The sequence below is a fragment of the Epilithonimonas caeni DSM 17710 genome (genome assembly GCF_000426465.1).
Taxonomy (GTDB): domain Bacteria; phylum Bacteroidota; class Bacteroidia; order Flavobacteriales; family Weeksellaceae; genus Epilithonimonas; species Epilithonimonas caeni.
Genome location: NZ_AUFK01000009.1, coordinates 797,251 through 818,919 on the forward strand (window position 1 = coordinate 797,251; position 21,669 = coordinate 818,919).

Genomic DNA, 21,669 nt, shown 5'->3' on the forward strand with positions numbered 1-21,669 from the left:
TTTACTCGATTGGGATTAGAATACTTATGATCGTCCCTCTATTCAACTTAGAATCAATATCGATCGTTCCGTTCAGATTTTCTATCCAAGACCTTATATGTGACAATCCAAAGCTGGACTTGTCCCTCAATGATTCTGTATCAAAACCTTTTCCGTTATCTTCTGCCATCAATGTGATCTGATGATTGTCCTGCGCTACCTGGATGAATAGTTCAGAAGCCTCTGCATGTTTTATCGTGTTATTAACGATTTCCTGCAATGTACGGTAAAGTACATTTTCTATCAGGTCATCTAATTTATGATTAAGTCCAAAGGTATCAAAACTCATTTTCAGTTTATTACTTTGATTGACCCTGTCCGAGATGTTTTTCAAAGCACCTTTCAGTCCTTGCTCTGAAAGGAGTGATGGCGCAAGATTATGGGAAATGTTACGAACTTCATCAAAAGCATCATTAATGCTTTCCATCAGGGAATTCAGGAGTTCATTCTTTTTTTCATCAGAAATATCTTTTCGCTTTTGAAGGACACTTGCATTGAGTCCGGCAAGAGAAAGCAGATAACCCAAGCTATCGTGCAACTCCCGTCCAATCCTTTTTCTTTCCTGAACCTCTGCTTCCAACGCCGCATTGGATTTTTTCTTCGTCAATTCGATAATTGTTTTCTGAAGTTTGACCTTTTGCTTGTTTTGATGATTTCTGTATAAAAGATATAATCCGCCGAAGACCATCAAAAACATTAGAGACAGAAAGAACAACCAAATATTTTTGTTACTGATTGCCAATTCCTTTTTTTCCAGTTCCAGTTGCTGCATTTTGTTGAGCTGATTGAGATAATCGACCTCTACATCATAGATCTGGTTGACAACCGTATTATTATTAAGCTCTTCCTTGATTTTAACGTGGTTTTGATATTCTTTCAGGCTGGCCTGGAAATCTCCCTTCTTTTCATAGATGCTGGAAAGGAGCTGATGCGCATCGGCCTTCAGTGACTGGCTTTTTCTATCAATGGAAACCCGCATCACATCATTAGCATAGCGTAAAGCCTCTTCTATTCTATTCTGCCCAAGCAAAACCCTGGATATCCCGACTTTTGAAACTGCGAGCAAATTGATCAAATTTGCTTTTTCTGCAATACGGATACTTTTGGAATAGGTTTCATACGCTTTATCCAGTTTATTCTCCGTAAGAAACATGTTCCCCATGATCTGATAAGACACACAGGTGCCGTAAATATTCTTCGTCTTTTCCGAAAGATAGATTGAGCGATTCAGATTTTCCAACCCCAGTTTCATCTGTTTTTTTGAGAAATTGCAGATGGCAATATTGTTAAGAATGGTTGATGCAAGAATGGTATCTTTGTTAGAATTACTGGAATAGAGGGCCTTATTAAAATAGCCAAGTGCTTTTTCCTGATTATTCAGATTAAGATAGGTAAGTCCGATATTGTTAAGCGTTCCCGTTTTTTTCTGTTGATTTCCTGCCAGATCATAGTTTTCCAGAGCTTTTATAAAATAGATATAAGCAGAACGGTAATTTCCAAATTCGTTATAAATAGTTCCCAAGTTGTTGTTTAGATTGGCGATCTCGTAGTAAAAATCAATCTTATCTGCCAAATCCAGCGATTGTTTATAATACTTTATCGCTTCAGAATAATTGGTCTCAAAAGCATATGAAGAACCAATGTACTTTAGACAGATAACTTTTGACCTTTCGTCTTTGGGTGAAATCGACCGTAAGATCTTATTGGATTTTTCACGGGCCAGCGAAGGATTCTCATAAACCAATTTGTGGATCTCCTCAAATTGCTTTTTGAACGGTTCCGACAGATCCTGTCCATCCTTTTTATCTGAAGAATGACATGACACCATGAAGATAACCAATAAAAAAGCAATGATTTGAAAAAAAAGAAAATATCTTTTATTCTGCTGTTTTTTATATATTGTGATTCGATTCATTTTATGTCAGTTCCAAAAAAGCCATACAAATATGAGGTTTAATCCTGGAATTAGTTCCATTTTCCATTGATTGACATATAAAATAAGTGGCAGTACTTATTTTATTATTAAAAAATTAGCACAAACCCCGAATTGTTTTAGAAAAATTTATGAATTTAATTTGTAAAACATTAATCACATAAAAATTGTAATTATGAAGAAAATTTTTACTTTATTATCAGCTTCACCATTTTTTTTACTATTCTGCGGAAATATCTATGGCCAGCAAACAATCTACTCTGAAAATTTCAGCTATGCGCCAGGTGGTATTCCAGCAGGTTGGGTAATAGATGCCGAACAACCACCGGGATGGTCTATCAATAATTCCCAGATCTCCGGCGGTACAGCTCCCGAACTTTATATGACATATGGGATGCAGGTTGGGCTTAGCCGTTTGATCTCACCTAAAATTGATATTACAGGACATAAGCAGCTTGCTATATCTTATGATCAGTATCTTATCAACTATGCCGGTGATGCCGGTGAAACTATTGGTGTAGATGTCACTTTTGATGGTGGGCAGACATGGCAACCGCTTTGGGAAAGACCCTTAGGCGTACTTAATATTCCACAGGATAGATTTACGTATTTTGTAACAGCACCGGAAAATGCTACTCAGATGCAATACGCCTTCCGTTATGATGGCAATAACTTCTTCATCAATGGCTGGGCAGTGGATGATGTAAAAATTGAAGATGTTGCCAACAAGGACCTTCTTGTTACCAATATAACAGGAAATACCACTATAAATGCAGGAAAACCGGCCATGTTTGTGGTAGAAGTTACCAATGGAGGTAAGGATGTACAGAGTAATTACACCGTGAAACTTAAATCTAATGATGGAACAGAGCTGGCAAGCACATCCGGAGAGCCTGTTAATTTTGGGGAGAAATCTCAGATCTTTCTAAATTGGACACCACAAAACAGCGATATTTCCCAAAAATCAATTTATGCTGTCGTAGAGAGTTCGGACGATGTGAATCCCGCTAATAATCAGTCGAGAACTCTATCCTTGAACGTGCTGAAAGATGATATTAAAAATGTTCAGATCGGTAACGGTTCATTTGCTTTGCAACATTCTATTCCCTTCAATTTTTTCACACATTATAGTCTGGGACAGACCATGTACACATCGCAACAAATAAATAACAGCAATTCAAAGATCACGGGAATCCAGTACACCTGCCAGTTTGATGAAGATAACAATGATATTCCCATCCAAGTTTACCTTGCAGAGACAGACCAAGAAGATCTTTCTTCTGACTGGCTTGACCCGTCATCCTTTACACTGGTTTATAATGGAAAAATGAATTTCAAAAAAGGATTCAATAATCTTTATATCCCGTTAGAGACAGAATTCAATTACACTGGAAAAAATTTGGTGGTCTATACTAACAAAAGTCACCCACAAATGGTACTTTGGTCAACTTTTATAAGTACATTTTCAGAATCGCCAATCTACTCAAGATATAGCGACAGGGATGATGAACCTTATGATGCAATGAATCCTCCACAAGGCTATCCTGTGCTTTATACACCAAACATAACACTTTTCTATGCTGATGGAACTATGTCCGTAATCGATGACAGTTCAAAATCTGCATCTGTACAAGTCTATCCGAACCCTGTGAAGGATATCTTGAATATAAAAACTGAACAGAATGAAAAAGTTCAGGAAATCCGAATAATAAATGCGGCAGGACAGCTTGTATCCCATAAAATCTTTGGCAACGAAAAACCAGAAGTGAATGTAAAAGAACTACAGGCCGGATTCTATCTGATCCAGATCATTACTTCCAAAGGAATAACTGCTAAAAAGATTCTGGTCGAAAAATAAAAATTGATTTTGCAATTATAAAAAAACAGATTGTTAGAGCAATCTGTTTTTTTGCATTTATCCTCTTATTATTCTAATAATTAAGCAGTACTACTGATCAATGGCAGAAATAAAATTATTATAGGGTTTTCAAATACAAAATGGATAATGAAATTCGCTAGATCTCTTCAATAAAATCATAATCCACATCCTTCGTATCATAATTCACAGCAACACGCAAAGCCCGTAAACCATTGATTCCCTGCAGATCTTCAACTTCCAATTCTTCGATTGATGAAAGTAAATTCTGATCCTGAAGGATTTTTATCAATTTCAGATATTCTTCACGTTCCCTATCCTGCGAATAGATAATACTGATCTTCCCGGGTTGGGTGATGCGTTCATCAGAATTTTTAATCAAAGATTTATCGATACGTTTTTTGATCATTTCGTAACGGGCATTATAGCTTCCGTCCACATCAAAACGTTTTTCATCCATTCTGAAACGAATACTGATCGGCGTACTGTACACCAAGATCAGAGACGCCACATCCAAAGGATAAGCCAATCGGTCTTTGTGTTTTGCATATTCGATCTCCGTTTCGCAAAGCACCCGCAATTGCCACAAACGAAGGTTTTTCAGAAAAATCGGGTCGTAGGTCAGATCCGGTTCGATCGATGAACCAATATACATATTATGTTCTACGCCGTCAGTTTTGAAACGCTCGTAGTAAAACGGGAATCTATGCTGTTGCTCTTCCTGTCTTTTGTCAAGAATATCAGCCAAGCTTTTGTTGATGGAAGACAAACTATCATCAAATTTTTTACGGAAATTGTAAACTAATTCAGTTTTAGAATCCAATTGCTTATAATATTCCGTAACAATGAGATTGTAATTGGTATTCTGAGGTTTTATTGATTCCAGCAAAGGATGAACCTCAAACAAAATGAAATTCTGAACCTGACTTTCTGTATCAGCACGCAGATCTTTGCTCAAAAGCTTTTGAAAACTGATCAATCTTTCATTGATCTCAGTCAAATCATTATCAGAGATCAGATTTTTGAAAACATCAGAGATCAGCATCAAATTGATTTCCAGATCTTTTTTGATCGCCAGATTTCTGGAAACCGAGGAATTTCTGATATCAGTTTGTCCAAAAAGTGGCGTCAGATTTTCAAAAGTGATTTTTCGGTAAGGCAAATCAAATTCCTCTCTGTAAAACCCGATATGGCGTTCCGCTTCCTGCCGGAATTTCCAATAAACACTTGGATGTATCGATGTGTACTCTCTTTGAATAATTGCTTGTACCCTTGTTTCGATGCCGTCGTACAATCTGTCCATCGTATCTTCCAGATATGGCATTACGATTTCCATTTTTTGAGCATTGATGCTGTTGAGCATTTTTTTCCTTGAGATCAATTCAATGATCCCGAGAATTTTTTTGTTCTTGATGATCGGCGCAAAAATCGCACTTTTGATTCCGGCTTCGTAAAAATGTTTTGCCATCTGGCTATCCGGAAATTCTTTGTAAGTCCGCTCTATATCAGAAATACTGAAGAATTTTTTGGATTCTACCAGTGTGTTGAAATTCTTCTCACAAAGCAATTCGTTCTTGCAATCCTGCGAGTTTCCCAACAAAATATAACTCTCGATCACACTATTGATAGGACTTCGGACAAATTTGTTTTCATCGTGATTGATAGATGTAAATCCAACTTCCAGATCAGAAACCTGGAAAATCGAACGGAAAACTTTGTTGAGTTCTGGCTTGAGGTTTTTATCGTCCTCAAGATTTATTAATTTACTTTTAAGATTCGCAATGGCGATCTCTGTGGTTGCATCAAAGAAATTAACGACCGCAAAACCTTTCAGTTCCCAGCTTTTTGGTGGAAATTTTTCTTTCCAAAGTTCGTAATCTTCAAAATTATCGAGCAATTCTGAAATTTCTTCCTGTGTTAATCTTTTGAAGTCCTCCGATGGACTGACATCCATAAAATCAGCATTGGTCAAAAATCTATAATGTTTGACCACACCCTCCTCATTAGGAATATCAAATATAAAGGGCATCGAAACATTGAGCGGAACATCATAAAAATCATTTAGGATAATGCAACAGCTCATCACATAAAAGCGATGCGGATCCATATCTTTGATGATCATATCGAAATTGTCACCTGCTTTTTTTATTATCGATTCAAAACGTTTTGTAGGATTGAAAAAGAAATTGTAAAAAGGAAAACTGACAGCTTTGATCTCATTTTCCGTCAACATTGGAGGGAAAAGGTCACGGAGAAGTTCCTTCATCAGAATTTCATTTTTTTCGAAAAAATCAAGATTCGTGATGCCGTCTAAAAGCTCGGGGAATTCTTTGGTCTTATCCAAGATCCTCTGATGAGAAAGCGCATATTCTGGATTATCGGAAGCTTCTGCTTCCATTTTCTGGATGAGTTTTTCAAAAGAAAAATTCAATATAAATGGGCTGTCGTAAAAGGCTTGGAACTTCATCGGGTAAAAATCAATGCAAATGTAAGAATTAGGAATATATTAATAAAGTCGATTTAAAATTCATAATACTTTAATTCTGTTTGATATAATTAAAATCAAATATGTAACAATTTATCAATGTAAAAGTTAGAATAAAAATCTTTATTCCAAATTTACAAATTTTAAGATTATTAGATATATCTATCGTTTCATTAGCCGATTTCAAAATTGTTACAATAACTGTATCTTTGCAAAAAATCTCAGAAAACATTGAAAGATATCCGCACCTTTTCCCTTGATCAGTTAAAAGACCATTTCAGCACAATCGGTGAAAAACCTTTTCGTGCAAAACAGGTTTATGATTGGCTTTGGAGCAAGAATCTGCATTCCTTTGATGAGATGACGAATCTTTCTAAAGATCTTCGAGAAAGTTTGACGCGTGATTTTTTCATTAATCCCATCGCCGTTGATCTATTACAAAAATCTACAGATGGGACGATAAAAAACGGCGTTAAATTGCACGACGGATTAATGGTGGAATCGGTTTTGATTCCTACCGAAACCCGCAGTACAGCCTGCGTTTCTTCACAAGTTGGTTGTTCTCTGAACTGTGAATTCTGTGCGACAGCCAAACTGAAAAGAATGCGAAATCTGGAAGTTGCAGAAATCGTGGACCAAGTTGCTTTGATTGACCGACAAAGCAAAGAATATTTCGACAGACCGCTCACAAACATCGTGTTTATGGGAATGGGCGAACCGATGATGAATTACAAAAACGTTGTCGAAGCGATTCATAAAATCACAAAGCCGGAAGGTTTGGGAATGTCACCAAGAAGAATAACGGTTTCCACATCCGGAATTCCGAAGATGATAAAAATGCTGGCCGATGAAGAACTGAAAGTGAAATTAGCGCTTTCCCTCCATTCCGCAATTGAGCATAAACGAAACAAAATAATGCCTTTTTCTGAGAAGTTTCCTTTGACCGACATTATGGATTCTCTGCAATATTGGTATCAGAAAACGGGTTCTCCAATTACTTTTGAATATTGCGTCTGGAAAGGAATCAACGATGGCGATGAGGATATCAAAGCTTTGATCAAATATTGCCGACAAGTTCCAAGCAAAGTAAACCTCATCCAATACAATCCGATTGGCGAAGGAAAATTCGACCACAGAAGTATTGAAGCTGAGCAAAAATACGTTCGTGAGCTTGAAAAAGCAGGAATCACGATCGTTGTCAGAAAAAGCCGTGGCGGTGATATCGATGCGGCGTGTGGACAATTGGCAAATAAATCAACCGAGACCATTTGAGATGTTTAGTCATAAGGGAAAAACAAGAACCGACAAACATAATTTGGGACTTGCATCTCTCTTGTCATTTGTTGCCGGCTTGGTAAATGTTGTTGGATTTATGGCTGTCAGTAAGCTGACAACCAATATCACGGGACATTTTGCGTACTTTATAGATGAAGCTTTTACGCTAAGATTTACCCAGGCATTTCATACGGCATTATATATTTTCTTCTTCTTTTTGGGAGCATTCTTTTCCAATTTCATGGTCGAGATCTATTCCAGGATCAAGGAGAATCTTGTATATATCATCCCAACTATTACGGAAGCGGTTATACTTTTATCAATTGGTATTTTCGGAAATTTTCTGATAAAGCAATCTCCAGATACGATTGCATTATGTCTTCTTTTTGCAATGGGAATGCAGAATTCCCTCGTGACAAGCATTTCTCATTCTGTCGTAAGAACAACACATCTCACGGGGCTTTTCACCGATATGGGAATTGAATTTTCCCAACTTTTCTTCTATAAGGACAAAGAGCATAAAACCAAGCTGGTCAAATCCATCAAACTGCGTCTTACCATTATCTGGATGTTTTTCTTGGGTGGGATTATCGGTGGTATTCTATATAAATATTTTGGAATTCGGACTTTGTTTCTGGGTAGTTCAATACTTTTGGTAGGGCTTATCTATGATTTTATAAAAATCAGGATCCTGATTATCAAAAGAAGACATCTTTAGAATCTCAAATCTAATTCCCCAGAATCGGCAATCATTCCTTAACAATATTTTAATCCATTAAATTTCCTTCTCAGGAGATCAATTCCTATTTTTACAATATGAAGACGATCTTAGTAGATATGGATGGCGTTCTTGCCAATACCAACCAACATTTTATCGATTACGAATACAAAAGAAACAGCAACCAGATTCTTTGGGACAACATTGGCGGACTTCCGGAAGCAGAAGCTTTCCCTAACTTTTTGGAAGATGTTAATTCCAAAGGATTTTTCAGAACTGTTCCTGTGATAGAAAATTCTATAAAAGCTTTAAAATATCTCAACGAGAAATATAATGTCCTAGTTGTTTCTTCCGCAACAGAATTTCCCAATAGCCTCACGGAAAAAGCCGAATGGCTGATGGAACATTTCCCTTTTATCAGCTGGAAACAGATGATCTTCTGTGGACGAAAGGATTTTATCATCGGTGATATTATGATCGATGACCATCCAAAGAACCTGAATCTTTTCCCAGGACAAAGATTATTATTTTCACAGCCTCATAATACTAATTCTATTGTTGAGAATTCGATAAGAGTTTCTGGATGGGATGATATTATGAAAATTCTGTAAGTTCGTGCTATGAAAAAACAGATTTTCTATTTATTAATTCTCTTATCTGGTTTTCAGGTTTCTGCACAAAAAGTTGAATCTCTGAATCTCAAAAAATATATGATCGATGTTTTGAGTGACTCTTTGCGAGAATCTTCTGGTTTGACGAATATTGACGGGAGATTATTTTCTTTTAATGACAGCGGAAACACCAGCGAAATTTTTGAAATAAAAGCAGGAAGCTCCCACATAGCAAAGACTTTTCAAACTGGTCTAAAAAATATCGATTGGGAGGCGATTGCCAATGACGGGGAAAATTTTTACATTGGAGAATTTGGGAACAATCTGGGAACGAGAAAAGATCTGAAAGTTTATCAAATTCCTTTTAAAAATGATTCTCTGATTGTTGATTCGATTAAAACCATTTCATTTTATTATCCTGAACAAACTGATTTTACGCCGAAAAACATCAATAATAATTTCGATGCAGAAGCAATGATTTTCTTAGACGGAAACATTCATCTATTCACAAAAGAGTGGATCACAAACACCGTCTCGCATTATATAATCGACAAAAACCCGACAGAAAAACAGCCCGCTCAAAAACTGGAAAGCTATAATACAGGTTTTGTTGTAACAGATGCTTCTATTTTTGAAAACAAATTATATGTTGTCGGTTACACAAAAAATGCGTCAGTTTATCTTATGATTTTTGAGAAAGATAAAACCGGAAACCTTTTCTTTAATAAGCCTATAAAAAAGTATTCTTTAGGAAGAGCTTACAATGTTGGGCAAATCGAAGGAATTACCGCGACTGAAAAAGGAATTTATATTTCGGGAGAGCGTTTCAGTATCAAAATCAAAAAAGTACCGCAAAGTCTTTATTTTATTCCGTTTAAAGATTTAGAATAATTATCTTTGTAAAGATTTTATGCAAGTCATAATTTTTTACTCATTTAAATTTTCAAACCCGAACAGTGCCAAACACAGTAGAACTAATCAAAGCTCCGATCTCTGACGAAATGAAACTTTTTGAACAGAAGTTTTACGAATCGATGAAAAGTAATGTTGCTCTGCTGGATAAGGTCACGCGCTTCATTGTTACGACCAAAGGAAAACAGATGCGTCCGATGTTTGTGTTTCTCTGCGCAAAATTGGTCGGAAATGTGAATGAGAAAACATTCCGTGGTGCAAGTATGATCGAGCTGATCCACACAGCGACTTTGGTTCACGACGATGTTGTGGATGAGAGCTTCAAGCGCAGAAACTTCTTTTCCATCAATGCGCTCTGGAAGAACAAAATTGCGGTTTTGGTTGGCGATTATCTGCTCTCGAAATCGGTTTTGCTTTCTACAGATAATAAGGATTTTGATTTGTTGGCGGTAATTTCAAGAACGATTCGGGAAATGTCTGAAGGTGAATTGCTTCAACTGGAGAAAGCCAGAAAATTAGACATTACGGAAGATATTTATTACGAGATCATCCGTCAGAAAACTGCAACTCTGATCGCGGCATGTTGTGAAGTTGGTGTTTTATCCAATGGTGTTGATGAAGCGACTGCAAAAAAAATGCAGGAATTCGGTACCTATACCGGAATGGCTTTCCAGATCAAGGATGACCTTTTTGATTATCAGACGAGTAATATCATCGGAAAACCTGTCGGAATAGACATCAAGGAACAGAAGATGACTTTGCCTTTGATCTATACTTTGAAAAATGCTAGTCCTGAGAATTACAAAAAATACTTTGCTACAATCAAACGTTACAATAACGACAGCAAAAAAGTACGTGAACTGGTAGAATTCGTGAAATCATCAGGCGGGATGGATTACGCCATCCAGACAATGAAAGATTACCAGCAAAAAGCACTTGATATTCTTACTGAATTTCCTGATAACGAAGCTAAAGAATCATTAAAACTAATGCTTGATTACGTCATCAGCAGAAAGCTTTAATTTTTATTTTCTTCTTCCCGATATTCTAAAATATCTGCAGGCTGACAATCCAAAGCTTTGCAAATCGCTTCCAAAGTACTGAAACGAACGGCTTTTGCTTTTCCAGTTTTCAGAATAGAAAGATTGGAAAGCGTTAAGTCTACTTTTTCAGACAATTCATTCAATGACATTTTTCGTTTGGCCATCATCACGTCCAGGTTTACTATTATTGGCATAAGTTAAACTGTTAAATCGTTTTCTTCCTGCAATTCTACTCCTCTTTTGAAAATTTGAGCAATGATGTAGATAACAGCTCCCATTAAAATAAATGCATCACTGTCTGCCCAAAATTGGTTTAAATTATCTGAAACAAACCCGTGATGCTCCAAATTTTTAACGAACTGTCTGGCAATATAGCTTAACAATCCAATTAAAAGCGTGTAATAACTAAGTTGTGAAATTTGTTTCGCTACAAAAGCACTAAAAGGTTTTTCCAAATTCATTTTGTGCATCAGGTTAATAACAGTGTAAAATAGAACTGCTTTTAAAATTGAAATGATTAAAATAAAACTGTAAATACCGAAAAAACCGAATCGATCATCTTGATACATTTCAATCAAGTGCAGCTTCTGATAAAGGTTTTTGATAATCTCGGGATTATAAAGATGGAAAAAGAAATTTACTATTAAACCTCCTGCTTCAATAGATAAGCCGACAAATATAATCCAAGCTATAACGTATAAGCCCCAAAATACGAAGTTGTTTGTTTTTGACATAATTATGAATTTTAAATCAAGTTCAAATATAATAAATATTTATTGATAAACAATAAATATTTCTTTTTTTTCATTAAACAAAATAATCATTTGAGTTATCATTTGCGGAAAAGTTTTTTAATTCCGTAATTTTGAAATATGAATAATTCCCCGCTTGCCGAAATTCTACGTCCAAAAACTTTGGATGATGTTCTGGGTCAGGAACATCTTACAGGAAAAAATGGGACCATCAAAAGAATGATGGATAATGACACGCTCAATTCCCTAATATTCTGGGGACCTCCGGGAACCGGGAAAACAACATTAGCTGAGATCATTTCTGAAAAATCGGGGAGAAAGTTTTACAAATTATCAGCCGTTTCCGCTGGTGTAAAAGACGTGAGGGATGTGATTGATGAAGCTAAAAAACAGAATCTATTCTCAGGAAAAAGTCCAATCCTGTTTATTGATGAGATTCACAGATTTAATAAATCACAGCAGGATTCTTTGCTCCACGCTGTTGAAAAGGGCTGGATCATACTGATTGGCGCAACTACGGAAAATCCAAGTTTTGAGATTGTTTCCGCTTTGCTATCGCGTTCGCAGGTTTATATTCTGAAAGCTTTGACTTTTGAAAAATTGGAAGAATTATCAGACATCAGCGTTTCAAAATACAACGAATTAAATAATACCAAATTTTATCTCGAAGAAAAAGAAGCATTCATTCAATACTCAGGAGGTGATGCTAGGAAGTTAATTAATTCAATTGAATTGGTTCTGAATCAATTCAAATCAGCTAAGAAAAATAAAATCTCCAACAAAGACGTACTTTCTGTTCTTCAGGAAAATATGGCTTTGTATGACAAGAATGGAGAGCAACATTATGATATCATTTCGGCTTTTATCAAATCGATGCGAGGTTCTGACCCAAATGGTGCAGTCTATTGGTTGGCGAGAATGTTGGTGGGTGGAGAGGACATCAAATTCATAGCAAGAAGAATGATGATCTTAGCAGCAGAAGATATTGGTCTTGCCAATCCGAATGCGCTTGTAATGGCAAACAATTGTTTCCAAGCCATCAACGTCATCGGAAATCCGGAAGCCAGAATTATTCTTAGCGAAACAGCCGTTTATCTTGCTGTTTCCCCAAAAAGTAATTCAACTTACAGCGCAATTAATGAAGCAATGGCTTTTGTAAAAAAAACCGGAAACCTTCCTGTTCCTCTTCACCTTAGAAATGCGCCAACCAAACTGATGAAAGACCTGGACTATGGTAAAGATTATCAATATGCCCATTCTTACGAAGGTAATTTTGTAGATCTGGAATTTTTACCGGATGAGATCAAAGGCACTCGATTTTATACTCCCGCCAATAATTCCACTGAGAAAAAAATCAGGGAACAGCTTAAAGAAAAATGGGGAAACAAATACGACCAATAAAGCTTTTCGTTAAATAATCCTTAAAAAAAAAATTGACCCGAGTAATTCAATTTGCTTTTAATATATTTGCGCAAGAGAGATAACTATGGAACACTTTGAAAGTTGGAAAGATTTACTGAACCCCGAATTTTACATCAAACTAGGTGGTTTTTGGCTGATTTTATTTATTATTTTTGCAGAAACAGGGTTATTTGTTGGTTTCTTTTTACCGGGCGACAGTTTACTTTTCATTTCCGGGATCTATGCCGTTAAGATCATAGATACCACTTTTGGTTCTACAGGTTCAGATTTCTTGGACACAACCATTCTTGCAACCGCAGTTTCTATTGCGGCCATCATCGGAAACGAGATCGGATATTGGTTCGGATACAAAAGCGGACCATTGTTGTACGAGAGAAAAGACACATTCCTGTTCAAGAAAAAATACCTTTTCAAAGCACACGATTTTTTCGAGGAACACGGGACTGTAGCCGTGATCTTGGCAAGATTCCTTCCGATTGTAAGAACTTTTGCGCCAATCGTGGCCGGAATCGTGAAAATGGATAAGAAGAAATTTTTCTTTTATAACATCATTGGAGCCATTTCTTGGTCATTCTCGATGATTTTTGCAGGTCATTATCTGGACAAATTATTCATGGACCAATTCGGGATCGACCTCAAAACAAAGCTTGAATTAATTGTCCTTGTAATCGTTTTGGTAACCACACTTCCGATCATCATCAAATTTTTCTTTACCAAAGACAAAGAAAGACCGACAGAGGAATAATTTTTGATAATAAAACATTGAAACAATATATAAAACCGGAGCTAGTTTCCGGTTTTTTTATTTAAATCTAAATATTAAAATGAAAGTATTCCTAAACAAAAGAATTCCACAAATCGGAATCGACTTACTCAAAGAAAACAATCTCGAAATCATAACTCCACAAACAGATAATCCATCAAACGAAGAATGGCTGGAAAACTGTAAAAAAGCAGACATTATCCTGAACGTTGGTAAAAACAAATATGACAAAGATTTTTTTGACAATTGCCCCAATGTAAAAGCCATTTCGTTATTTTCAGTAGGATTTGACCAAGTTGACATTGCTGAAGCCACAAAGCGAAAAATCCCGGTTGGCAATACGCCCGATGTATTGAGCAAAGCCACTTCTGATGTTGCTTTTCTCCTGATGCAGATGGTTTCCAGAAAAGTCAATTACAATATCGATAAAGTGAGATCCGGAAACTGGAAAGATTTTGACGCTCTGGAAGAACTTGGCCAGGAATTGTATGGCAAGACTTTGGGAATTTTCGGTTTGGGAAGGATCGGTTTTGAAATGGCTGAGAAATGTAAATCTGCTTTCGGAATGAACATTATTTACCATAACAGAAACCACAATGAAACCGCTGAAAAAGAACTGGATGCTCAATATGTTTCTTTTGACGAATTAATTCAAAATTCTGATATCATTAGTATTCACGCGAATTACACGCCAGAACAAGCCAATCTTTTCAACAGATCGGTTTTTGATAAAATGAAATCCAATTTGATTTTCATCAATACCGCAAGAGGCGGTTTCCATAACGAAAAAGATCTGTATGAAGCTTTGAGATCAGGGAAGATCTGGGGCGCAGGTCTGGACGTTACCAATCCAGAACCAATGAGTAATGAAAATCCCCTGCTCCAGCTTCCGAATATCTGTATCTTACCCCACATCGGTTCTGCAACGATAGAGGCTCGGAACGGAATGTCAAAAATTGCCGCAGAAAACATCATCGCATTTTCAAAAAATCAGCCGATGCCTAACTGTGTGAATCCTGAAATTTATCAATAATTAAAGTTATGGGTTGGAATCATATTTGTTTATAAACCCTCAATACTAAATAAAAATATTATGATACCAGAAGACAATATCAACGAACAGGACAGAAACCTGGAAGAGCTCGATTATCCAAAATCAGAAGATATATTCATCAGAGAAAAACATATACCTCTGGATGGAGATGGGAATCCAATTTTTAACGCAGAAATAGACAACGATAAAATAGACAAAGGATTAGATATACCTGGAACAGAGGATGATGACGAGATGGAGGAGATAGGTTCTGAGGATGAGGAAAACAACTATTGGAGTACCAGTGATAATGATGATGATCACGAAGAACAAAACGATGATGTTCTTGGATAAAAATTAAAAGCTTACTGAATTCAGTAAGCTTTTTTATTTCTAGTTTTCGAAAATTCTGGATGGTTTTTTGTTCTCATCAATAGCGACAAGGGTAAAGTCTCCTGAAACCGCCTTTTCTCTGGTCTCTGCGTACATCTCTTCTATAAAGATTTCGATATTGACTTTCACGCTGGTGTTTCCTACATATTTCACCTTCCCGATCAGTTCCACCAAAGTATCCGCAGGAATTGGTTTCTTGAAATCTATCCTGTCACAGCTTACCGTTACAAAAGATTTTCTGGCAAAACGAGTGGCGGTCATAAAAGCCACTTCATCCATCATTTCCATCACTTTTCCTCCGAACATGGTATTATGGTGATTGGTCGTGTTCGGAAAAACAACTTTAAAAACCCTTGTTTCAGAGCTTTTAATTTTATCTTCGTAATTCATTTATTGATTGCATTAAAGTTGTGTATCGGGATTGTTTTTTGAAGATGCAAATATAAGTGATATCAATTTATCAGAAACGGTTTGATGATATCTTCAAATTGAATATCTTTAAAACTTTGAAATATTCAATTGACTATGACTTTCCAGGAACAGATACAACAGGGAATTCCAACAGAATTACCTCAGCCAAAACCATACGAAACCCAAATCAACCACGCACCGAAACGTAAAGAAATCCTCTCAGACGAAGAGAAAAAACTCGCTCTTAAGAACGCTTTACGATACTTCGAACCAAAATTCCATAAAGAATTATTGCCGGAGTTTAAGGAAGAACTGGAAAAATACGGAAGAATTTATATGTACCGTTTTCGTCCAGATTACGAGATGAAAGCGAGAGACATCGCAGAATATCCCGGAAAATCTGAACAGGCCAAAGCGATTATGCTGATGATTCAGAACAATCTGGATCATGCTGTAGCGCAACATCCGCACGAACTCATTACTTATGGAGGAAATGGTGCGGTTTTCTCGAACTGGGGTCAGTATCTTTTGACGATGAAATACCTGTCGGAAATGACGGACGAACAAACTTTAACCATGTATTCCGGTCATCCGATGGGATTGTTTCCTTCGCACAAAGATGCTCCGAGAGTTGTGGTGACGAACGGAATGATGATTCCGAATTATTCCAAACCGGATGATTGGGAGAAATTCAATGCATTAGGTGTTACACAATACGGACAAATGACGGCTGGATCTTATATGTACATCGGTCCGCAGGGAATTGTTCACGGAACAACGATTACCGTTCTGAATGCTTTCAGGAAAATCAATAAAGAACCAAAAGGCGGATTATTTGTAACCTCGGGTCTAGGCGGAATGTCCGGTGCTCAGCCAAAAGCTGGAAATATCGCAGGTTGTGTCACCGTAATTGCGGAAGTGAATCCGAAGATTACCAAAATCCGTCACGACCAGAAATGGGTAAATGAAATTCACGAAAATCTGGATGACTTGGTATCAAGAGTGAGAAAAGCTCAGGAAAATAAGGAAACGGTTTCTCTGGCTTACCTTGGAAATGTTGTTGAGGTTTGGGAAAAATTTGATAAAGAAAATTTAAGAATTGATATCGGTTCAGACCAGACTTCGCTTCATAATCCTTGGGCGGGCGGTTATTATCCGGTTGGACAAACCTTTGAGGAATCCAATACCATGATGGCTGAAAATCCTGAATTATTCAAGGAAAAAGTTCAGGAAACCTTGAGAAGACATGCCGCAGCCATCAATAAACATACAGAAAAAGGAACGTATTTCTTCGATTATGGAAATGCTTTTTTATTGGAAGCTTCCAGAGCCGGAGCCGATGTAATGGCACAAAATCCAACTTTGGGAAGAGAGTTCAAATACCCAAGTTACGTTCAGGATATTATGGGACCGATGTGTTTCGATTACGGTTTCGGGCCGTTCCGTTGGGTTTGTACCAGCGGAAAACCGGAAGATCTGCAGAAAACAGATGAGATTGCCTGCAACGTTTTAGAGGAAATGATCAAAAATTCTCCCGAAGAAATCCAACAGCAGATGAAAGATAACATCCAGTGGATCAAAGGTGCTCAGGAAAATAAACTGATAGTAGGTTCACAAGCGAGAATTTTATATGCCGATGCAGAAGGCAGAATGAAAATCGCTGAAGCCTTCAACAAAGCCATTGCCAACGGAGAAATCGGTGCGGTGGTTTTGGGTAGAGACCATCACGATGTTTCGGGGACGGATTCGCCGTACAGAGAGACTTCCAATATTTATGATGGCTCGAGATTTACTGCAGATATGGCGATTCATAATGTGATTGGTGACAGTTTCCGTGGGGCAACTTGGGTGAGCATCCACAACGGAGGCGGCGTTGGCTGGGGCGAAGTCATCAACGGTGGTTTCGGGATGTTACTCGATGGAAGCGACGATGCTGACAGAAGATTAAAATCTATGCTTTTCTGGGACGTCAACAACGGAATTTCCCGAAGAAGCTGGGCAAGAAATGAAGGTGCTGTTTTCGCCATCAAAAGAGCCATGGAAGCTGAACTGAATCTGAAAGTAACGTTACCGAATTTTGTGGATGAGAGTTTGTTTTAAAACTTTTTAGATATGAAAAACCTGCTGTGAGGCAGGTTTTGTTTCATTTTAATGTTGTGTCTCTTATAATTGAAAAGAAAATATCTTCTACTTCATCATCTTTTAATTCAGTTCTACAAAAAGTCTTATTTCTAATCCCATTCTTTTTAAAATCTATAATCCACCCATTTCTTTTTCGAATTTTAGAAATAGTATAACGATCTTTACCATATATACCAGTCCAATTATCATCATCAATAAACTGCCAATCAATAAAAAAATTAAGTTTTTCAATTGATTGCCTAAATTCAAGACAATTTTGATATCTAGTTATCTTGTGTTTATTTATGGATTTTTTTAGAATTTTCAATATTCTTTCTGGAATATGTCTCAAGAAAACTCTTGGAGGATATTTATCTTTTTTTACGGCTTTAAGCCATTCATCCTTTGAAGTAAAAAGAAATGGAATATTATTAGTGTTATTAAGTAATCTATAAAATGTAATCCCCATTGCATAAATATCACTGAGTTTATCCATTGGATTACCTTCTATAACTTCAAGAGGTTGATGAGGTCTATACCCTTTTAAATCACTTAAATCTGTATGATAATCTATAGCCAATCCAAAATCAGAAAGCTTTGGTTCACCATTATCTCCGAACATTATGTTTCCTGGCTTAATATCTCTGTGTAAAATGTTATTATTATGTGCGTGCTCTAATCCTAATAAAGAATTTTGAATTATTTTACAACTTTCTTGACTACTTATAAACCTTCTCTCAATATGTTTTTGAATAGAACCCTTTGCTAAATATTCCATAGAAATAATAACAACAGGTTCTCCATTAAAAAGCGTCGATCTAACGTCTATCACACTAACAATATGTTTGTGTCGGCAGAAATCCAAAACTTGACCTTCTTTTATTGCTTGAACAAACTTTGTCGGATTGGGAACTTTAATAACCTTAACCGCAACTTCTTTTTGAAGAAAAGGATCAAAACACAAATACACATCTCCAAAAAATCCATTTCCTAAATGATTAATAATTTGGAATTTATCTAACTTACTTACTGACATCTCCCTTATTTACAAAAAGTTAAACCAAGCAACCAAAACAGCTTCTTTTGTTGCTTTATCCCAATATGGAGGATTGACTCCTATAATAGTATCAACATGCTTAAAAACATCATCTTTTTTATTAAGACCAAATTTTGTCGCATTAATTGCTTGCGAAGAATAGCTATTTATTAAAATGTTTTTTCTCTTTGCAACTAAATTTAGTATTCCTTGTGGATAACAAGATGTTTTAATTTGGTCTAGTGAGCTAATATTTAAAGAAATCTTATGCGAAATCTGAATAGGAGAATGTTTATCCACAATTAAAGTAATTTGTGTTTCAAACCATTCCATTAATTCTGGAGTATCTAAATTATTAGGATAAACAATTTTACTCTTTTCAATTATTGTAGGAGGATTAGTTGAATTATCAAGGACGCAAAATCTTAAATCGTTTTTGGTAAAATTAAAGCCAATGTATTTCATAGTATAAGTTTTTATTTGTTTTATAATTACAATCCAAATATATATAATATTGATTTACAAAAATTACGGATTTCCATAAACCAAAAAATACAACATCCAAAATAGTTTGTTTACAACCTGCATACATTTTACATTCCTTTAAAACAGCCCTATTTGTAACCAAATACAACTTACATTTTGGTAAAACAAGCTTGTTTGTAATCAAATACACTTTACATTTCTTTAAAACAATATTGTTTGTAATTTCCTGAGAACAGTGGAAGTCTCCTGCAAATTGCGGGAAAGCTTCGGAGAACTTCATTTGTCCAAAACAAGAGGAATTGATAATTTTGAAATTCCAAACGATTTACAAATGAAAAAACTAGGAATCATAGGCTGTGGCTGGTTGGGAACACACATTGCAGAGAGAGTTTCTGACCGATATGAAATATTCGCCACCACCACTACAGAATCAAAAATAGAAGACCTCAACAAAAAAGGTTTCAACACCACTTTAGCCAATTTTCCAGACAAATTGGATTCTGAAATGAAAGAATGGGATGTGGCGTCACAGCTAGATGCGATCATCATCAGTGTTCCGTTTTCGGGAATCCGAGGGGCACAGATCTCTATGACAGAAAAACGCCAGAACCTGTTAAACTTTTTAGGTAATTATAAAAGGCAATTATTTATGATGAGTTCAACTGGAGTTTATCCTGAGATTGACAAAGACTTTGTTGAGCAAGACCTGACCCCTTATGAAGTGGAAAGCGAGAGTTTTATTTTACAAAAATTCCCTCAGACTAATATTATGAGATTAGCCGGATTGATGGGTGACCAAAGGTTGCTTAAGAATTATAACATCTCCAATCTCGATCAGTTGGTTAATCATATTCACTACAAAGATATCTGTTCGGTTTTTGAAAAGATGCTTGAGAATAATTCTCAATCTAGGATTTATAATGTGGTTGCACCGATTCACCCTAATAAAGAAGAAGTGATCAATGCTCAGAAAGGACTTCCCTATTCCGGTGAACGAACCACAAAAGGCAGAACGATTTCTCCTGACAAATTAATTAAGGAATTGGATTTTGAGTTTCAATATCCCGATCCGCGGTATTTTCATTTGTAATAGTTCAAATCATTTCCAACCTTTTTTAGGATTAGGCATCTTTATTATAAAATGAATTAATATGATAGTTACCATCCCAAAACCGTGTCACGAAAACTGGGCAGATATGACACCCGAGGAAAAAGGCAGATTCTGCCAGGTCTGTTCCAAGAGTGTAAGAGATTTTACCAGATCCTCCGACTTCGATATTATGCAGGATTTCTCCAGCCAATCCAATATCTGCGGAAATTTTCGGGTAGATCAGCGGGACAGAAACCTCAGCCATTCTTTCATCAATTCTTTGTTTGCAAAGTTTGCGGTCGGTTTTGTACTCACTTCCGGAGGTATTGTTTCTGCACAGACACAACCGAAGCAAATTTGTGAAGTGAAAAAGGATACGTTTACTAACCGAATTAAAGGCGAGGTTGCAAGTACTCCATCTCCAAAGAATGACACCTTAAGAATGTTAGGGAAATTTATCCAAATGCCAAATGATACAAAAGAACCACTTTACATTCTGGAAGGAAAAATCATTACTGAAAGAAAAATGAAGAGCCTGGACCAAAACACAATTGAGAGAATCGATGTTCTTAAAGGCGAATCCGCAATGGTAATATATGGTTCAAAGGCAAAATACGGAGCCGTGATCATTACCTTGAAAGAAAAACCGAAGAATGGCAAGAGTAAAGTGAGGTAATTTCATCCAAAACTAAATGACAAAAACGCATCCTCATAAACACAACATTTATAAAATCTTAACATCCTCATCCCAACTTTTGGAATCATTCTTGAACCTCTTCCAAAAATAGTTTATTATGGAAGCAAGTACAATCAAAACTATCGCAAAATACGGATTGGGTGCGATGCTCATCTCAGCAGGAATAGGACATCTCACATTTGCAAGAAAAGAATTCCAGGCACAGGTGCCGGAATGGGTTCCGTTGGAAAAAGATGATACCGTCGTTTATTCCGGCATTGTGGAAATCGCAATGGGAACGGCTATTATTGCTGCTCCAAAGAAATATGAATCATTGGTTGGTAAAATAGCAGCAGGATTATTCACGGCCGTTTTTCCTGGAAATTACACGCAGTACAAAGAAAGAAGGAATGCCTTCGGACTGAATACCGACAACAAAAGATTTGCAAGACTATTCATGCAGCCGTTGTTATTACTCTGGGCAATAAAATCTACTGACAATAAATAAAGCAGTTGTAAAATAAAAAGACTTCGACTCCGCTCAGACTGACAATTATTGAATATACTATTCTAATGTTATGCTGAGCGGAGTCG

General features: G+C 36.5%; 21 protein-coding genes. 14 read left to right on the forward strand and 7 right to left on the reverse strand.

What is annotated here, in order from left to right; translation table 11 throughout:
- Position 1 precedes the first annotated feature (1 nt).
- Entirely contained in the window at positions 2-1,954 is a 1,953-nt protein-coding gene (locus K319_RS0104850; RefSeq protein WP_027382613.1) for a tetratricopeptide repeat protein, read from the reverse strand.
- A gap of 193 nt (positions 1,955-2,147) precedes the next feature.
- Here K319_RS0104850 and K319_RS0104855 point away from each other — a divergent pair, with 193 nt between their 5' ends.
- Positions 2,148-3,830 (forward strand): T9SS type A sorting domain-containing protein, encoded by a 1,683-nt coding sequence (locus K319_RS0104855; RefSeq protein WP_027382614.1) that lies wholly within the window; start codon positions 2,148-2,150, stop codon positions 3,828-3,830.
- A gap of 157 nt (positions 3,831-3,987) precedes the next feature.
- On the opposite strand, the gene K319_RS0104860 is transcribed toward K319_RS0104855, so the two are convergent.
- A complete protein-coding gene (locus K319_RS0104860) occupies positions 3,988-6,315 on the reverse strand; it encodes a hypothetical protein (protein WP_027382615.1) in 2,328 nt (775 codons plus the stop codon).
- A 249-nt stretch (positions 6,316-6,564) separates the two neighbouring features.
- Between K319_RS0104860 and rlmN the strand changes: the two genes are divergently transcribed.
- The 5 genes from rlmN (at position 6,565) to K319_RS0104890 (ending at position 10,871) form a co-directional block, all read left to right on the forward strand.
- Positions 6,565-7,605 (forward strand): 23S rRNA (adenine(2503)-C(2))-methyltransferase RlmN, encoded by a 1,041-nt coding sequence (gene rlmN / locus K319_RS0104870; protein ID WP_027382617.1) that lies wholly within the window; start codon positions 6,565-6,567, stop codon positions 7,603-7,605.
- Between the two features lies 1 nt (position 7,606).
- The gene (locus K319_RS0104875; RefSeq protein ID WP_027382618.1) at positions 7,607-8,326 is read left to right on the forward strand and encodes a YoaK family protein; all 720 of its coding nucleotides are present in this window, start codon (positions 7,607-7,609) and stop codon (positions 8,324-8,326) included.
- Positions 8,327-8,424: 98 nt separating this feature from the next.
- On the forward strand, positions 8,425-8,937 hold the full coding sequence (locus K319_RS0104880) for a 5' nucleotidase, NT5C type (RefSeq protein ID WP_027382619.1): 513 nt from the start codon (positions 8,425-8,427) through the stop codon (positions 8,935-8,937).
- 9 nt (positions 8,938-8,946) lie between these two features.
- Positions 8,947-9,828 (forward strand): hypothetical protein, encoded by an 882-nt coding sequence (locus K319_RS0104885; protein ID WP_034671367.1) that lies wholly within the window; start codon positions 8,947-8,949, stop codon positions 9,826-9,828.
- A gap of 65 nt (positions 9,829-9,893) precedes the next feature.
- On the forward strand, positions 9,894-10,871 hold the full coding sequence (locus K319_RS0104890; protein WP_027382621.1) for a polyprenyl synthetase family protein: 978 nt from the start codon (positions 9,894-9,896) through the stop codon (positions 10,869-10,871).
- Here the strand turns inward: K319_RS0104890 and K319_RS0104895 are convergent.
- Both K319_RS0104895 and K319_RS0104900 read right to left on the reverse strand, forming a co-directional pair.
- Complete coding sequence (locus tag K319_RS0104895; protein WP_027382622.1) at positions 10,868-11,086, reverse strand: helix-turn-helix domain-containing protein; 219 nt, start codon at positions 11,084-11,086, stop codon at positions 10,868-10,870. The two genes, K319_RS0104890 and K319_RS0104895, sit on opposite strands and share 4 nt — an antisense overlap.
- A 3-nt stretch (positions 11,087-11,089) precedes the next feature.
- Positions 11,090-11,626 carry a DUF2975 domain-containing protein gene (locus K319_RS0104900; RefSeq protein ID WP_027382623.1) on the reverse strand — a complete coding sequence of 179 codons (537 nt, stop codon included), beginning with the start codon at positions 11,624-11,626 and terminating at the stop codon, positions 11,090-11,092.
- 138 nt (positions 11,627-11,764) lie between these two features.
- Between K319_RS0104900 and K319_RS0104905 the strand changes: the two genes are divergently transcribed.
- From K319_RS0104905 to K319_RS0104920, 4 genes are all read left to right on the forward strand, one after another.
- Entirely contained in the window at positions 11,765-13,045 is a 1,281-nt protein-coding gene (locus K319_RS0104905) for a replication-associated recombination protein A (RefSeq protein ID WP_027382624.1), read from the forward strand.
- A gap of 85 nt (positions 13,046-13,130) precedes the next feature.
- On the forward strand, positions 13,131-13,811 hold the full coding sequence (locus tag K319_RS0104910; RefSeq protein WP_027382625.1) for a DedA family protein: 681 nt from the start codon (positions 13,131-13,133) through the stop codon (positions 13,809-13,811).
- A gap of 79 nt (positions 13,812-13,890) precedes the next feature.
- Positions 13,891-14,862, forward strand: coding sequence for a 2-hydroxyacid dehydrogenase (locus K319_RS0104915; RefSeq protein ID WP_027382626.1), 972 nt, complete (start codon positions 13,891-13,893; stop codon positions 14,860-14,862).
- 60 nt (positions 14,863-14,922) lie between these two features.
- Positions 14,923-15,216: a hypothetical protein gene (locus K319_RS0104920; protein WP_034671368.1), complete on the forward strand. Its 294-nt coding sequence runs from the start codon at positions 14,923-14,925 to the stop codon at positions 15,214-15,216.
- Between the two features lie 39 nt (positions 15,217-15,255).
- Here the strand turns inward: K319_RS0104920 and K319_RS0104925 are convergent, their stop codons facing one another.
- Positions 15,256-15,645 carry an acyl-CoA thioesterase gene (locus K319_RS0104925; RefSeq protein WP_027382628.1) on the reverse strand — a complete coding sequence of 130 codons (390 nt, stop codon included), beginning with the start codon at positions 15,643-15,645 and terminating at the stop codon, positions 15,256-15,258.
- 135 nt (positions 15,646-15,780) lie between these two features.
- On the opposite strand from K319_RS0104925, the gene K319_RS0104930 reads away from it, so the two are divergent.
- A complete protein-coding gene (locus K319_RS0104930) occupies positions 15,781-17,766 on the forward strand; it encodes a urocanate hydratase (protein WP_027382629.1) in 1,986 nt (661 codons plus the stop codon).
- Positions 17,767-17,809: 43 nt separating this feature from the next.
- Here K319_RS0104930 and K319_RS0104935 read toward each other — a convergent pair whose 3' ends face one another.
- Together K319_RS0104935 and K319_RS0104940 are read right to left on the reverse strand one after the other, a co-directional pair.
- A complete protein-coding gene (locus K319_RS0104935) occupies positions 17,810-18,823 on the reverse strand; it encodes a serine/threonine-protein kinase (RefSeq protein WP_027382630.1) in 1,014 nt (337 codons plus the stop codon).
- A 9-nt stretch (positions 18,824-18,832) separates the two neighbouring features.
- Positions 18,833-19,288 carry a hypothetical protein gene (locus K319_RS0104940; RefSeq protein ID WP_027382631.1) on the reverse strand — a complete coding sequence of 152 codons (456 nt, stop codon included), beginning with the start codon at positions 19,286-19,288 and terminating at the stop codon, positions 18,833-18,835.
- A 352-nt stretch (positions 19,289-19,640) separates the two neighbouring features.
- Here K319_RS0104940 and K319_RS0104950 point away from each other — a divergent pair, with 352 nt between their 5' ends.
- The 3 genes from K319_RS0104950 to K319_RS0104960 all read left to right on the forward strand — a co-directional run bounded on the left by K319_RS0104950 (position 19,641) and on the right by K319_RS0104960 (position 21,583).
- Positions 19,641-20,399: a Rossmann-fold NAD(P)-binding domain-containing protein gene (locus tag K319_RS0104950; protein ID WP_027382633.1), complete on the forward strand. Its 759-nt coding sequence runs from the start codon at positions 19,641-19,643 to the stop codon at positions 20,397-20,399.
- Between the two features lie 61 nt (positions 20,400-20,460).
- Positions 20,461-21,075 carry a TonB-dependent receptor gene (locus K319_RS0104955; RefSeq protein ID WP_027382634.1) on the forward strand — a complete coding sequence of 205 codons (615 nt, stop codon included), beginning with the start codon at positions 20,461-20,463 and terminating at the stop codon, positions 21,073-21,075.
- 118 nt (positions 21,076-21,193) lie between these two features.
- Complete coding sequence (locus tag K319_RS0104960; RefSeq protein WP_027382635.1) at positions 21,194-21,583, forward strand: DoxX family protein; 390 nt, start codon at positions 21,194-21,196, stop codon at positions 21,581-21,583.
- The last annotated feature ends 86 nt before the right edge of the window (positions 21,584-21,669 follow it).